This is a genomic window from Enterobacter sp. MG-EB028, assembly GCF_056673305.1.
Genome location: NZ_CP195079.1, coordinates 3514182 through 3528564, shown reverse-complemented (window position 1 = coordinate 3528564; position 14383 = coordinate 3514182). Strand labels below are relative to the sequence as shown.

Genomic DNA, 14383 nt, shown 5'->3' with positions numbered 1-14383 from the left:
TCCTTAAAAATGGTGGACCGCCGCGTGGGGCGGAACGGTGAATTCAATGGTTTTGTGATCGAGCGGCTTGTGCGTCGGGTCGGCCAGGATAATCGTTACCTTGTGCTTGCCGGCGGGCAGTCCCACCAGGATCACCGGCTCGCCGCTGGCGTCAGCCCAGTGCCACGGCGCGCCGTCCACCACCACGTGAATGTGTCCGATACGCGGGGTTACCTTGAGCGCCTCGGGGCCGAACACCGGTTCGATGCGCAGGTTTTCGGCCCGGTACTGAATAAACACCGCGCCTTTGCTCAGCGGGCCAGCGAGCGGGGGATCGACGATCAGCCTGGCGGGCGGCTGCGGGTGTTCCAGCGGCGCAACGGCGGCAGGGCCGTTAACGTCGGCGGCGCTGAGGCCGCTCAGGGGGGCAGCGCAGACGGAAGACGTCAGGGCGAGCACAGGAAGTAACAGATGCTTGCGAATCATTTCGGTATCTCCTCGTGGGTAATGTCACGAGAGACAGCAGACCATTTTTATGTATCGCGTCTGTTTGCTTATGCGGGATTTTTGTATCGACGCGTAAGCCTGGTGGGAGAGATACAGTGCGATACATTCTGCCCGGGCACAGCAGGACGTTTGCTGGCATGGTGTCTCCAGGCGCATCCATCGGGTGCGGAAACTAACCGGAGAAAACATGATGAATAGTCAAAAAGTCGCTTTGGTTTTCGGCGGGGCGCGTGGTATTGGCGCGGCTATTGCGGCGCGGCTGGCGAAGGAAGGGTATCGCGTTGCCGTGACGTGGGTATCAGGCCCGGATCGGGCTAATGCGCTTGTCTCATCCATTGCTGATGCGGGCGGGCAGGCGCTGGCAATTAACGCGGATAGCGCGGATGCTGCCGCTATACAGGCTGCGGTTGATACCACAGTTAGACATTACGGCAGGCTGGATGTCGCCGTAGTGAACGCAGGCGTACTGCGGCTGGGGATGCTTGAGGAATACTCGCTGGAAGATCTGGATGCCACGCTGTCGGTGAACGTGCGCGGCGTTTTCCTCTCCATTCAGGCGGCGGTAAAAGGGATGGCGGAAGGCGGAAGAGTGATCACCATTGGCAGCAACACCGCAGTGCGGACCGGGCATGCGGGAAGCAGCGTTTACGCAATGAGTAAAGCCGCGGTGGCTGCGATGGTGCAGAACCTGGCGCTGGATCTGGCACCTAAGCGGATCACTATTAACAATATCCAGCCCGGCCCCATCGCCACGGATATGACGGCCGGAATGGCGGAGCAGATCGTGGCGCATATCCCTTTGCAGCGCATCGGGCAGCCGGACGAGATCGCATCGCTTGCCGCATGGCTTGCTGGCGAGGAGTCCGGATATATGACGGGGGCGAGCCTGACAATTGACGGTGGCTTTGTGCTCTAGTCGCTCAGGGCTGGGAGGCCCTGTTGCTGTTGCGATCTCAACATACTTACGGCCAGGCCCGCGATAATTAACGTCAGGCTCATCGAAAACCACAATGTGCCCGTAATACCCAGCGTTTTATTCAGCCATGCAAAGGCAAACGGAGAAGCTGCGGCCATCAGCTGCCCCGGGATGAGAAGCATTCCTGTACGGCTGGCGTAACGTTCCGCGCTGAACAGCTCCAGCGGCAGGGTCGCTTTGATAATGGTTACCAGCCCGTTAATTGCGCCATAGCCCAGCACAAATCCGGCGGCACACCAGACAAACAGGGTGCTGCTCAGCCCGATGAGAAAACAAAGCGGCATGGCAATGGCAGTAAAAAGCGTAAGTTTTAAAGGGGTTAAGCGTGCTCCCGCCAGCACCTCCATAAAGCGTGCGCCCGTCTGGCCGATCCCCCACAGCATGCCGACCGCGACCGGCAGGCCGAAACTGGCGATAAACTCGGGGAGGTGGGTAGAGGTCCCGCTTGAGACAAAGGTAATGAGCGCAATAAAGGTCGCATACAGCCAGCTGTTACGCCTGTCTTGGGGCGAGACCGGCGCGCTCGCTTTTGGCTTCACCACAAAGCGCTGACGCGGGAAGTGGCGAAGAAGCAGGGCGCTCAGTAATCCGGACAGGGCGTAGATCTTCAGCGCGTCCTGCCATGCCATCACATTGAGTAAAGCCTCTCCCAGCGGCCAGAAGACGGCGGACGCCAGCCCGCCCATCAGCGTAATACGTGAGATGGTCCCGCGTGCCTGCTGGCCGTAAAGGTTAACCAGCGCGGCGAACAGTGCGTCATACAGCGACAGGCGCATCCCGAGGCCGCACAGTAGCCAGGCGCAGTACCAGCCAGACAGCGTCCGGGTATACGCCATACCGGCGCAGCTTGCAGCAATCAGCAGCGTTCCGCCCATCACCACCCTCTGTCCGCCAAAGCGCGCCAGCAGACGGGCGACGTAAGGGGAGACCGCCGCCATCACCAGCATCGCCAGCGTCAGGCCGAGGTAAATCTGCGGTGCTGACCAACCCCGGTCGGCTGAAATCGCCCGCGCAAAGGTGCCGGGCATATAAAATGAGATCCCCCAGTTGAGGAGTTGATGACATCCGGCAGTGAGGGCAAGGCGACGAGGCAGGGCAGGTGTTTCCATTGTTTTTCATTCCGTTATGCAGTTGTCCTGAGCATAGCGAGCGCGGTATTGTGCTGGCAGGCCTGCAACCTTATGCGCTGTATAAGAGAAACTTTGAATGACGACGCTTAACCTCGGCTATCTCGCGACGTTCCGCCTGGCGATCCAGCGCGGCAGCTTTTCGGCGGCGGCGGATCTGCTGGGCATTTCCCAGCCCGCGGTCAGCATGCAAATACGCCAGCTGGAGCAGTTTCTGCAAACGCGGCTGGTGGAACGTACCGGGCGGGGCATTAAGGCCACGGCGGCCGGAGAGGCATTGCTGGCGCACGGGGAGCGCATTCAGCAGGTCGTGGACGAAACCCTCCTGTCCGTGAGCGCGTTCAGCCACGATGTCAGCGGGACCATTACCCTTGGCACGGGGGCGACGGCCTGCATCCATCTTCTGCCACCCCTGCTGGAGCAGCTGCGCCGCGACTATCCGCTCCTGCGGGTGGGCGTAACAACGGGCAACACCCTCGATATCGTCAGGACCATCGAAGAGAACCGTCTTGATATGGGGCTGGTGACGCTGCCGGTGAGCGGCAGAGCGCTGGACGTTATGCCGGTGATGGACGAGGAGTTTGTTTTTATCGCGGCGCAGGAGCAGCAGGATGCTTTCCGGGAATTAACCCCACAGGCGCTCCATGCTCAGCCGCTGATTGTCTTTGAGTCAGGCAGCAGTACGCGGGCGCTGATTGATGGCTGGTTTGCGGCCAATGGGTTAGCGATCGCGCCGGTGGTGCAGCTTGGCAGCATTGAGGCGATTAAGCGTATGGTTCGCGTGGGGCTGGGCTACAGTATCGTTCCGCGAATGGCGGTTGAGCATGACGCTGACCGTGAAGGGCTCTGCGTCATGTCGCTCACGCCCATGCTGCAGCGGCAGCTGGCCATCGTGATGCGGCAGGATAAGATCCTCAGCAAAGGGATTGCCGGGATTATTCGGCTGGTGCAAGACACTGCGGCGGGCTAGCGGTCAGCGGCGTCGACGTTCAGGCTGGACTGCTGTGACTGGGTTTTGTCCTGATGGTGATACCAGGCGCCGATGGAAGAGTAAACGAAGCGGCCAAAGAAAAACAGAAAGCTGATGAGCAGTATGATGCGGGTCATTCGGGTGTTAAAACGGTGTCGTTTGCGCATACGCGTGGCCTGACTCACTCTCTTTTTTCCTGGGCATGCCCTTTTGGGCGACGGGGATATTAAGGCACAGCGGAAAGAGAGGGTCAATTCCGTCATGTGTAAATAACCGTCAACGTATACATTAATTATTGTTATTGAAATTAATAATTGCATTTACCATATTGATAATATGAAGAAAATTATTTCAAAAAAACGCTATGCAAGGCTTATTTGCGTAAAATAGTTTGATTTATGTCAACGGATTCCCGGCCCTGATATTTAAAATCCCTCCTCCATACCGTTCGCCCCGCACGTAGCCGGGCGGCGCCAGGTCAGGTTGGATGCCTGTCTTTATTTTCCCTCTGGAGAAAAAGGGGTTTAACCGGGCATCTATGAACATTTTCGCTTTCCTGAAAAACAATAAACACCGCTGGTGGGCATTGCCGCTTATTTTACCGGTGGTTTTACTTCCCGTACTGAGCGTGGCGAATACGTTCACGCAGCTGGGCGACGGGATAGTGGCACTTTATTATTTACCGCTCTCGTTTTTGCTTTCGCTGATGATGTTTTTTGGTCCTGGAGCTCTTCCCGGGATCGTGTTGTCGCTGTTTATCCGCTATTACCCGTCGGTCGGGATGTTTGAAACCGTTGCAGGCGTGCTCCATTTTATCGTCCCTTTAGTGCTGAGCTGGGGCGGCTACCGGGTGTTTGCGCCCAGACGCAATATGACGGCGTACGGCGACGTACGGTTGATGGCGCAGCGCATCTTCTGGCAGGCCTTCTGTCCCGCGACGCTGTTTCTGGTGCTGTTCCAGTTTGCGGTGTATCTGGGCGTATATGAGAGCCGCCAGAGCCTGGCGGGGCTTAACCCCCTCAATATTCGCACGCTGATCAACTATCAGGCCTTGCTGGTCAGCGGCCTGACGGGCGTGCCGTTAAGTTATCTGCTGATCCGCCTGATTCGTCATCCGCGCTATCTCAAAAGCCTCGTCTCGCAGATCCGTACCCAGATAGACAAAAAGGTGACGTTCGCTGAGTTTCTGATTTGGGCCATTGCGCTTGGCGGGCTGCTTTCGCTGCTGCTGCTCCCGATGAATGAAAACAGTTCGATTTTCACCACTAACTACACCCTGTCGCTGCTGATGCCGGTGATGCTCTGGGGCGCGATGCGTTTTGGCTATAAGCTGATTTCGATTATCTGGATCCCGATCCTGCTGGTCTCTATTCACTATTTTTACCGCTATATCCCTGTGAACCAGGGGTACGACATTCAGCTGGCGATCACCTCTTCCAGCTATCTGGTCTTCTCGTTTGTGGTGATTTACATGTCGATGCTGGCGACCCGGCAGCGAGCGGTGAACAAACGCGCCCGCAGGCTGGCGCTGCTCGACCCGGTCCTGCATATGCCTAACCTGCGCGCGCTCTCGCGCGCTCTGGCGAAAAACCCCTGGTCGGCGCTCTGTTTACTCCGCGTTCCGGAGCTGGAAATCCTGGGCCGTAACTATGGCGTGTTACTGCGTATTCAGTACAAACAGCAGCTGGCGCAATGGATTAATGGCACGCTCCAGCCCAATGAGCAGGTCTATCACCTGACGGGCTGTGACATGGCGGTTCGCCTTAACGCCGAATCGCACCAGCAGCGGATTGAAACCCTGGACGAGCACATCAAGCAGTTTCGCTTTGTCTGGGACGGCATGCCGCTGCAGCCGCAGGTGGGCGTGAGCTACTGCTATGTGCGTTCGCCGGTTAACCACCTCTATCTGGTGCTGGGTGAGCTGGGCGTGGTTGCCGATCTGTCGCTCTCCTCTAACCACCCGGAAAATCTTCAGCAGCGCGGAGCCGTGCATATGCAGCGCAGCCTGAAGGATAAAGTCGCGGTGATGAGTCGCCTGCAGCGTGCGCTGGATAGCAACGCATTCACGCTGCTCGTTCAGCCCGTGCGCGGCCTGCGTGGCGATAGCTATCACGAGGTCCTGCTGCGGATGACAGACGCAAACGGACTGTTGATCTCCCCTGAACAATTTCTGCCGATAGCCCAGGAGTTTGGCCTCTCTTCGCGGGTGGATTTGTGGGTGCTGGAGCATACGCTGCGCTTCCTTGCCGCGCATCGCGAACGGCTGCCCGGCCAGCGCTTTGCCATTAATCTGGCCCCTTCAACGGTGTGTCGGGTGCAGTTCCCGCTTGAGGTGAGCCGCCTGCTGGTGAAATATGCCATTGAGCCGTGGCAGCTGATCTTTGAAGTCACGGAGTGCAGCACCTTCTGCAACGCGGAGCAGGGGCTCCACATTCTCCGGCAACTGCAGAACATGGGGGTGCGCATTGCGATTGATGATTTCGGTACCGGGTATGCGAGCTACGCGCGGCTGAAAAGCGTGGATGCGGACATTCTCAAAATAGACGGCGACTTCATCCGTAATATCGTCAACAACAGTCTGGATTACCAGATTGTGGCGTCTATCTGCCATCTGGCGCGCATGAAGAAGATGCTGGTGGTGGCGGAATATGTCGAGACCGAAGAGATACGTAGCGCGGTTCACGCGCTAGGTATCGATTATGTGCAGGGCTATCTGATTGGCAGACCGGCACCGCTTGAGTCACTACTGGAAGCTGAGGCGTCCACCGCGGACGCCTGAGCCGTTACGCGGCGACGTCGGCGCTCTCTTCCTCGATTTTGAGCATCCAGCCGGTGACAGCTTCCCAGTACTGCTGCTCTTTTTCCAGGTCCAGCAGGACCAGCGCGTTCTGGCTAAACCAGTCGTGCGGGAAGCTCAGCGTCCAGTGGTGATCGTCGGTTTTCAGCTTCAGCGTCGGCGGCGTGGTGGTCGCCTGCCGCTGATTATTCAGCAGCACGCCCAGACGCAGAAGCTGAATTAACGGCAGGAACTGCTTTTTCTTAAACAGCGTGAAGCGCGGCAGATCGTCGAGCTTGATGGCTTTGCGGTGATAGCGCACCAGGGTTGCCATCATGCTTTGCTGCTCCTGGTTGAAGCCGGGCAGATCGCTGTTTTGCAGAATATAGGCCGAGTGGCGGTGCATCCCGCTGTGGTTGATGTTCAGCCCCACTTCGTGCAGCATCGCGGCCCATTTCAGCAGGGCGGCAAGCTGCGGGTGCGCGAGCTTGGGGTTCTGCTCCTGCCACTGTTCGTACATCTGCACCGTGGTTTCCAGCACGCGCTTCGCCTGCTCGCGGTCGATGTTGTACTGGTTGGCCAGGCTCTGGGCGGTGCGGCTGCGAATATCCTGATGACGGAAGCGGCCTTCCATCTCATACAGCACCCCCTCACGCAGCGCGCCGTCGGAGAGGCGCAGCTCTTTAATCGCCAGCGCGTCGAATACGCCGCAGAGAATAGCCAGACCCGGCACGAAGACTGCCTTACGCTCGTCGGAAAGCCCCGGCAGGCTTAAGGCGTCAAAACTTTTATGCTTCAGCACCTCTTCAGTCAGCAGGGTCAGGCGTTCAGGCGTGATAAAGCCGTCTTTTTCACCCATCGCAAGCAGCACCTCATGCGCCGCCTTGATGGTGCCCGACGCGCCCAGCGCCACGTTCCAGCCCTGAATGCGGTACTGCCAGGCCAGGTTTTCCAGCTTCTGGATCGCAGCCATTTTCGCCCGCTGGAAGTTCTCGCGGGAGATGGTGCCGCCCGGGAAGTACATCTGCGCGAAGCTGACGCAGCCCATACGACGGCTCTCCACCAGGCGAGGCTCAAAATCTTCGCCGATCACTAGCTCCGTTGAGCCACCGCCGATGTCGATCACCAGCTTGCGGCCTTTTTCCGGCTGGGTGTGTTCAACGCCCATGAAAATCAGACGCGCTTCCTCATTACCGGAGATGATCTCAATCGGGTAGGGGATCACTTTTTCGGCCCGCTTGAGGAACTCCGGCGCGTTCAGCGCCTGGCGCAGAGTGTGGGTGCCCACGATGCACACGCTGGAGGGCGAGAAGCCCTGCAGGCGTTCAGCAAACAGCGACAGGCAGTTCAGGCCGCGCTCCATCGCCTCTTCGCTGAGCATGCTGCGCTCATCAAGCCCATCCGCCAGGTGTACGCGCTGCTTCAGACGACCGATGATCTGCAGCGCGCCATCCACCTCACGGGCGATGACCATGTGAAAACTGTTAGAGCCAAGATCGACCGCGGCGAATTCCTGCGGGCGTGGGGTCTTATCATTTATCGGCATAGGTTAATCGGGTTGCTCGAGTGATTTGATATAGTCGTAAATCGCCAGCTGTGACCGCACTTTACGGCGATTGCCGCGCGGTACGTAGCGGTTACTGAGTTCTTTGTCGATATAGCGCGCTTTTACCGTATCGCTGAACAGGATCTCGATAATGTCGAGGATACGCTGTTTCAGACGCGGATCCAGCAGCGGGGTTGCGACTTCAATTCGATAGTCAATATTGCGCGTCATCCAGTCTGCCGAAGAGAGATAGACCTGTTTATCGCCCGCATTATCGAAAATATAGACCCGATCGTGCTCCAGGTAGCGGTCAACGATGCTGATAACGCGAATATTGTCGCTAATGCCTTCCAGTTCGGGGATAAGCGAGCACATGCCGCGGATCAGCAGGTTAACCGGCACACCGGAGCTGGACGCTGCATACAGCCTGTCCACCAGTCCTTTGTCGACCAGGTTGTTAAGCTTCAGCGTGATGCCGGACGACAAGCCTTTCTGGGCATTAGCGATCTCTTTATCGATCATATCGTACAGCAGGCGGCGCGAGTTCTGCGGGGAGACCAGCAGATAATCGAAGCTTACCGGGCGGTACGGGTTTTCGATAAAGTTAAAGACCCGGCGCACCTCGTTAGTGATGCGGGCATCTGCGGTTAAGAGCGAGTAGTCGGTATAAATCCGTGCGGTTTTTTCGTTAAAGTTCCCGGTGCCGATGTGGGCATAACGCACCACGTCGTCGCCCTCTTTGCGCGAAATCAGGAACAGCTTGGCGTGAATTTTCAGCCCCGGCGCGGAGAAGATCACGTGCACGCCCGCTTCCGTCAGACGGCGCGCCCAGTGAATGTTTGCCTCTTCGTCGAAGCGCGCCTGCAGCTCAACCACCACGGTCACTTTTTTGCCGTTGTGCGCCGCGTGGATCATCGCGTCGATGATGCGGGAATCTTTTGCCACGCGGTAGATGTTGATTTTGATCGCCAGCACGCTCGGGTCGAAGGAGGCCTGACGCAGCAGCTCCAGCACGTGCTCAAACGTGTGATACGGATAGTAGAGCAGCACGTCGCGCTCGCGAATGGCGTCGAACCCGTTGCGGAACTTATCGAACCACAGATGGCGCAGTCGCGGCAGCGGCTTGTTCACCAGATTGGCTTTGCCGACGTTCGGGAAGCCAATAAAGTCTTTAAAGTTGTGGTAACGGCCACCCGGCACGATGGAGTCATAGCGCGAAATGGTCAGTTTCTCGCGCAGCATCTCCACCATGGCGTCCGGCATATCGCGCTGATAGACAAAGCGCACCGGCTCGGCCGTCAGGCGCTGTTTCAGGCTGGAGGACATTAGCTCCATCAGGCTGGCTTCCATCTCGTGCACCAGGTCATATTCGGCGTCACGGGTCATCTTCATCGAGTAGGCGTTTAAGGCATCGTAATCGAAGAAGCCTTTGAAGATGTCGTCCAGACAGTAGCGCAGGATGTTATCCAGCAGGATCATCGGCTTGCGTCTGCGCGGGGTCTCCGGCGGCAGGTTCACAAAGCGCGGAACCTTATCGGACGGGATCTCCAGCAGGGCGTAACGGATGGATTCACCGCGAATAATTTCCACCGCCAGGTAGGTGTAGTCATCCTTGAGGAACTGTACCAGGTCGGTTTCGCGGTTGATGAGAATCGGGGTAATGTGCTGGCGCAGGTAGTGTTTAAAGTAGTGACGCAGCCAGCTTTGTTGGTTAACGGAAAGCTGACGTTCGTTAATCAGGAAGATTTGATTGCGCGCCATCTCCAGCAGCAGTTCGTTATACAGGCCGTCAAATTCCTGATCGGCTTTCAACACGCGGGACTGGATTTTGCCCAGCAGATGCCGCGAGTGCGAGTTTAAGCCCTGTTCTTCGCTGATGATGATCCGTCTTTTCAGCTCGGCAAAGCGAACCTTGTAGAACTCATCCAGGTTGTTGGAATAAATGCCTAAAAAACGCATGCGTTCGATCAGCGGGTTACTTTTGTCTGCCGCTTCCTGGAGTACACGTTCGTTAAATGCTAACCAGCTTAGCTCTTTCTCGATATATAACTTTTCCTGACCCATTACAGCTCACACTCCAGTTCAATCACAGGACGTGGTAAATCCGTCTCGTCCTTATTATGGCGAGCATTTCCACGATATGTCCAACAGTGCCAGAAAAGTATGACAGTTATTTTTTTTGTTGGGGATTTTAGCGGGTTGGGGGAGGGAATATCGGGTAATGCAATGTACAGGTCGGGTAAGCGCAGCAGCGCCACCCGACATAACAGACTACTCTTCCGCCGCATAGCCCTGCGGGGGTAACTTCACGCCGTCCAGCCATGCCGCGCCGTCGCGCATCTCCAGACGCCCGTCGACAAACCAGCTCACCACCAGCGGGTAAATGGCATGTTCCTGGGCCTGCACGCGCTCGGTCACGTCTTCTTCGCTGTCGCCGTCAAAGACCGGGACTTTCGCCTGCAGGATAACCGGGCCGCCGTCCAGCTCGTCGGTGACGAAATGGACAGAAGTGCCGTGCTCCTCGTCGCCGTTTTCCAGCACCTGACGATGGGTGTGCAGGCCGGGATATTTTGGCAGCAGGGAAGGGTGAATATTCAGCAGACGACCGGCGAAGTGTTCGACGAAGGCCGGGCTCAGAATACGCATATAGCCCGCCAGCACGACCACGTCTGGCGCGTAGGCATCAATCTCATGCACCAGCTCGCGGTCAAAGGCTTCACGCCCGGCGAACTGGCTGGCTTCCAGCGCGTGCGCAGGAATGTTCGCTTCCCGCGCGCGCTCAAGGCCGAACGCGTCGGCCTTGTTGCTGAAAACTGCCCGAATGGTGCCATTGATTTTCTTCTGTTTGCAGGCGTCTATGATTGCCTGCAAATTGCTTCCGTTGCCGGAAATGAGCACCACGATGTTTTTCATTCAATGACCACACGCTGTTCGGAATCGGAGGCTTTAATCGTACCGATTTTCCACGCGTTTTCACCTTTCTCTGTCAGCAGCTTAACCGCTTTATCCGCTTCGCTTGCCGGCAGGGCGATAACCATGCCCACACCGCAGTTAAAGGTGCGGTACATTTCGTGAGAGCTCACGTTGCCTGCGGTCTGCAGCCAGTTAAAGACGGCCGGCCACTGCCATGAGGATTCGTCGATCACCGCCTGGGTGTTGTCCGGCAGGACGCGCGGGATGTTTTCCCAGAAGCCGCCGCCGGTCAGGTGAGCGATAGCGTGCACGTCAACGTTCTCGATAAGCTCGAGCACGTTCTTCACGTAGATGCGGGTTGGGGCCAGCAGGTGGTCAGCCAGCGGTTTGCCGTCCAGCTCGGTGGTCAGCGGGTCGCAGCCGCTCACTTCGAGGATTTTACGTACCAGAGAGTAACCGTTAGAGTGCGGGCCGCTGGAGGCCAGCGCGATCAGCACATCGCCATCGGCCACTTTGCTGCCGTCGATAATTTCTGATTTTTCTACTACGCCGACGCAGAAGCCCGCGACGTCATAATCTTCGCCGTGGTACATGCCCGGCATTTCAGCGGTTTCACCGCCTACCAGCGCACAGCCGGACTGCAGACAGCCTTCGGCGATACCGTTAATGACGCTGGCTGCGGTATCCACATCCAGTTTGCCGGTCGCGTAGTAATCGAGGAAGAACAGCGGCTCTGCGCCCTGAACCACCAGGTCGTTCACACACATCGCGACCAGATCGATACCGATCGTGTCGTGACGTTTTAAATCCATCGCCAGGCGCAGCTTGGTGCCTACACCGTCAGTACCCGAGACCAGAACAGGTTCACGATATTTTTGCGGCAGCGCGCACAGTGCGCCGAATCCACCCAGACCACCCATCACTTCCGGGCGGCGGGTTTTCTTCACCACACCTTTGATTCGGTCAACCAGCGCATTACCTGCGTCAATATCAACACCGGCATCTTTGTAGCTGAGAGAAGTTTTGTTGGTCACGGCTTAAATCCCCACGCGATTGCATAGCTAGTAAGAAAAATCGGCGCAATTCTAACAGTCCAGGCAAACGTTTGCGAGCCTATTCTGGACGTGAGGATCTTTTTTTCTGCATAGCCTGTAAATGCAGCCAAACTTGACTCCGTTCACGAAAATGAAACCGGTTTCGGAGAACTGCTTGCAACGGATATCCCCTTTGCACATCATCGAAATGAAACCGGTTTCTGTAATTGTTTTTGCAGAAAATAACGCAGAATGAGGGAAAGCGAATGTCAGGATTTAAAGCAGATTTTCTGTGGGGTGGGGCCGTGGCGGCACACCAGCTTGAGGGCGGCTGGAAAGAGGGCGGCAAGGGCGTAAGCGTGGCCGACGTGATGACCGCGGGCGCGCACGGCGTGCCGCGTGAAATCACCAACGGCGTTCTGGAGGGGAAAAACTACCCTAACCATGAGGCCATCGATTTCTACCACCGCTATAAAGAAGACATCAAACTCTTTGCCGAGATGGGGTTCAAATGCTTCCGTACCTCCATCGCCTGGACGCGCATCTTCCCGAAAGGCGACGAGCTTGAGCCGAACGAGGAGGGCCTGAAATTCTATGACGATCTGTTCGACGAATGCCTGAAGTACGGCATTGAACCGGTTATTACGCTTTCCCACTTTGAGATGCCTTTCCACCTGGTCACAGAATACGGCGGCTGGCGCAACCGTAAGCTGATTGACTTCTTTGTCCGCTTTGCGAAGGTCGTTTTCGAGCGCTACCAGCATAAAGTGAAGTACTGGATGACCTTTAACGAGATCAACAACCAGGCCAACTTCCACGAAGACTTTGCGCCGTTCACCAACTCCGGGCTGAAATATGCGCCGGGTGAAGACCGCGAGCCGGTGATGTTCCAGGCCGCGCACTACGAGCTGGTGGCCAGCGCCCTGGCGGTGAAGGCGGGGCGCGAGATTAACCCGTCGCTGCAGATCGGCTGCATGATTGCCATGTGTCCCATCTATCCGCTGACCTGCGCGCCGGACGACATGATGATGGCGATGAACGCCATGCACCGCCGCTACTGGTTCACCGACGTGCACGTGCGCGGCAAGTATCCTCAGCATCTGCTCAACTACTTTGAACGTCGCGGCTTCGCGCTGGATATCACCCAAGAGGACAAAGCGGCGCTGACGCAGGGCTGCGTTGATTACATTGGCTTCAGCTACTATATGTCCTTCGCCACCAAGGCAACGGCGGATAACCCGCAGTTGGACTACGACGAGAGCAAGAGCCTGGTCTCCAACCCTTACGTGCAGAAATCCGACTGGGGCTGGCAGATTGACCCGGTGGGATTGCGCTACTCCCTGAACTGGTTCTGGGATCACTACCAGCTCCCGCTGTTTATCGTTGAGAACGGCTTTGGTGCAATCGACGTGCAGGAGAGCGACGGCACGGTGAACGACCAGTACCGCATTGATTACCTGGCCGCCCACATCCGCGAGATGAAAAAAGCGGTGGTAGAGGACGGCGTGGATCTGATGGGCTACACCCCGTGGGGCTGTATTGACCTGGTGTCTGCCGGTACGGGCGAAATGAAAAAACGCTACGGCTTTATCTTTGTGGATAAAGATAATGAAGGTAACGGCACGCTGAACCGCAGTAAGAAGAAATCGTTCGACTGGTATAAGCAGGTGATCGCGAGCAACGGCGATAACCTGTAATTGTCGGGTGGCGCTAACGCTTACCCGACCTACAATACACGTAGGCCCGCGTAAGCGTAGCGCCACCGGGCAGAACCTCGCACTTAAGCCGGAGACCTGTCTCCGGTTTTTTGTCTTTGCTTGATCCCTGTCAAGCAACATGGGTATGGCGCAATCCGAAAAAAGCGGTATAATCCCGCGATTTTTTTGCGGATGCCACCTCAGAGGAGAAAGAGAATGAAGATTGTGGAAGTGAAACACCCACTCGTTAAACACAAGTTGGGCCTGATGCGTGAGCATGACATCAGCACGAAGCGTTTTCGCGAACTGGCTTCTGAAGTGGGCAGCCTGCTGACCTACGAAGCGACCTCTGATCTGGAAACAGAAAAAGTGACCATCGAAGGCTGGAACGGCCCGGTGCAGGTTGAGCAGATCAAAGGTAAGAAAATTACCGTCGTGCCTATCCTGCGTGCCGGTCTTGGTATGATGGAAGGCGTACTGGAGCACGTCCCAAGCGCGCGCATCAGCGTGGTCGGTATCTACCGTAACGAAGAGACGCTGGAGCCGGTACCTTATTTCCAGAAGCTGGTCTCTAACATCGACGAGCGTATGGCGCTGGTGGTTGACCCAATGCTGGCGACCGGCGGTTCAATGATCGCCACCATCGACCTGCTGAAAAAAGCGGGCTGCAGCAGCATTAAGGTGCTGGTTCTGGTGGCTGCACCGGAAGGGATCGCGGCGCTGGAAAAAGCGCACCCGGACGTTGAGCTGTATACCGCCTCTATCGACCAGGGGCTGAACGAGCACGGGTACATCATCCCGGGGCTCGGCGATGCCGGCGATAAGATCTTTGGTACGAAATAATCGAATAACGATAAA

At 56.9% G+C, this 14383-nt stretch carries 12 protein-coding genes; 5 read left to right on the top strand and 7 right to left on the bottom strand.

Translation table 11 applies throughout. The annotated features are described in order from the left end of the window. Positions 1-3: 3 nt before the first annotated feature. The gene (locus ACR42C_RS16675; protein WP_320720000.1) at positions 4-465 is read right to left on the bottom strand and encodes a DUF6130 family protein; all 462 of its coding nucleotides are present in this window, start codon (positions 463-465) and stop codon (positions 4-6) included. 211 nt (positions 466-676) lie between these two features. On the opposite strand from ACR42C_RS16675, the gene ACR42C_RS16670 reads away from it, so the two are divergent. Beyond that, complete coding sequence (locus ACR42C_RS16670; RefSeq protein WP_316380681.1) at positions 677-1402, top strand: SDR family oxidoreductase; 726 nt, start codon at positions 677-679, stop codon at positions 1400-1402. Here the strand turns inward: ACR42C_RS16670 and ACR42C_RS16665 are convergent. Further along, positions 1399-2571 carry an MFS transporter gene (locus ACR42C_RS16665; protein ID WP_320720001.1) on the bottom strand — a complete coding sequence of 391 codons (1173 nt, stop codon included), beginning with the start codon at positions 2569-2571 and terminating at the stop codon, positions 1399-1401. The two genes, ACR42C_RS16670 and ACR42C_RS16665, sit on opposite strands and share 4 nt — an antisense overlap. A gap of 97 nt (positions 2572-2668) precedes the next feature. Between ACR42C_RS16665 and ACR42C_RS16660 the strand changes: the two genes are divergently transcribed. Then, entirely contained in the window at positions 2669-3559 is an 891-nt protein-coding gene (locus tag ACR42C_RS16660; RefSeq protein ID WP_479984351.1) for a LysR family transcriptional regulator, read from the top strand. On the opposite strand, the gene ACR42C_RS16655 is transcribed toward ACR42C_RS16660, so the two are convergent. Next, the gene (locus ACR42C_RS16655; protein WP_162874990.1) at positions 3556-3726 is read right to left on the bottom strand and encodes a YfgG family protein; all 171 of its coding nucleotides are present in this window, start codon (positions 3724-3726) and stop codon (positions 3556-3558) included. The two genes, ACR42C_RS16660 and ACR42C_RS16655, sit on opposite strands and share 4 nt — an antisense overlap. Before the next feature lie 371 nt (positions 3727-4097). On the opposite strand from ACR42C_RS16655, the gene ACR42C_RS16650 reads away from it, so the two are divergent. After that, positions 4098-6338 (top strand): EAL domain-containing protein, encoded by a 2241-nt coding sequence (locus ACR42C_RS16650; RefSeq protein ID WP_320720003.1) that lies wholly within the window; start codon positions 4098-4100, stop codon positions 6336-6338. 4 nt (positions 6339-6342) lie between these two features. Here ACR42C_RS16650 and ppx read toward each other — a convergent pair whose 3' ends face one another. The 4 genes from ppx to purM all read right to left on the bottom strand — a co-directional run bounded on the left by ppx (position 6343) and on the right by purM (position 11828). Further along, a complete protein-coding gene (gene ppx, locus ACR42C_RS16645) occupies positions 6343-7881 on the bottom strand; it encodes an exopolyphosphatase (protein ID WP_320720004.1) in 1539 nt (512 codons plus the stop codon). A 3-nt stretch (positions 7882-7884) separates the two neighbouring features. After that, entirely contained in the window at positions 7885-9945 is a 2061-nt protein-coding gene (gene ppk1, locus ACR42C_RS16640) for a polyphosphate kinase 1 (protein ID WP_163330562.1), read from the bottom strand. A gap of 207 nt (positions 9946-10152) precedes the next feature. Then, a complete protein-coding gene (gene purN / locus ACR42C_RS16635) occupies positions 10153-10794 on the bottom strand; it encodes a phosphoribosylglycinamide formyltransferase (RefSeq protein WP_116343191.1) in 642 nt (213 codons plus the stop codon). After that, positions 10791-11828, bottom strand: a complete 1038-nt coding sequence (gene purM, locus ACR42C_RS16630; RefSeq protein WP_008501643.1) for a phosphoribosylformylglycinamidine cyclo-ligase — start codon at positions 11826-11828, stop codon at positions 10791-10793. The genes purN and purM overlap by 4 nt, the downstream gene beginning before the upstream one ends. Positions 11829-12094: 266 nt before the next feature. On the opposite strand from purM, the gene ACR42C_RS16625 reads away from it, so the two are divergent. After that, positions 12095-13525: a 6-phospho-beta-glucosidase gene (locus ACR42C_RS16625; protein ID WP_479984350.1), complete on the top strand. Its 1431-nt coding sequence runs from the start codon at positions 12095-12097 to the stop codon at positions 13523-13525. Positions 13526-13741: 216 nt separating this feature from the next. Continuing rightward, the gene (gene upp / locus ACR42C_RS16620; protein WP_008501641.1) at positions 13742-14368 is read left to right on the top strand and encodes a uracil phosphoribosyltransferase; all 627 of its coding nucleotides are present in this window, start codon (positions 13742-13744) and stop codon (positions 14366-14368) included. Positions 14369-14383 lie beyond the last annotated feature (15 nt).

Excerpts from the sequence above, each read along its gene's own strand:
- ACR42C_RS16675 (WP_320720000.1), bottom strand. The coding sequence starts at position 465 with ATGATTCGCAAGCATCTGTTACTTCCTGTGCTCGCCCTGACGTCTTCC.
- ACR42C_RS16670 (WP_316380681.1), top strand. The coding sequence starts at position 677 with ATGAATAGTCAAAAAGTCGCTTTGGTTTTCGGCGGGGCGCGTGGTATT.
- ACR42C_RS16665 (WP_320720001.1), bottom strand. The coding sequence starts at position 2,571 with ATGGAAACACCTGCCCTGCCTCGTCGCCTTGCCCTCACTGCCGGATGT.
- ACR42C_RS16660 (WP_479984351.1), top strand. The coding sequence starts at position 2,669 with ATGACGACGCTTAACCTCGGCTATCTCGCGACGTTCCGCCTGGCGATC.
- ACR42C_RS16655 (WP_162874990.1), bottom strand. The coding sequence starts at position 3,726 with ATGCGCAAACGACACCGTTTTAACACCCGAATGACCCGCATCATACTG.
- ACR42C_RS16650 (WP_320720003.1), top strand. The coding sequence starts at position 4,098 with ATGAACATTTTCGCTTTCCTGAAAAACAATAAACACCGCTGGTGGGCA.
- ppx (WP_320720004.1), bottom strand. The coding sequence starts at position 7,881 with ATGCCGATAAATGATAAGACCCCACGCCCGCAGGAATTCGCCGCGGTC.
- ppk1 (WP_163330562.1), bottom strand. The coding sequence starts at position 9,945 with ATGGGTCAGGAAAAGTTATATATCGAGAAAGAGCTAAGCTGGTTAGCA.
- purN (WP_116343191.1), bottom strand. The coding sequence starts at position 10,794 with ATGAAAAACATCGTGGTGCTCATTTCCGGCAACGGAAGCAATTTGCAG.
- ACR42C_RS16625 (WP_479984350.1), top strand. The coding sequence starts at position 12,095 with ATGTCAGGATTTAAAGCAGATTTTCTGTGGGGTGGGGCCGTGGCGGCA.
- upp (WP_008501641.1), top strand. The coding sequence starts at position 13,742 with ATGAAGATTGTGGAAGTGAAACACCCACTCGTTAAACACAAGTTGGGC.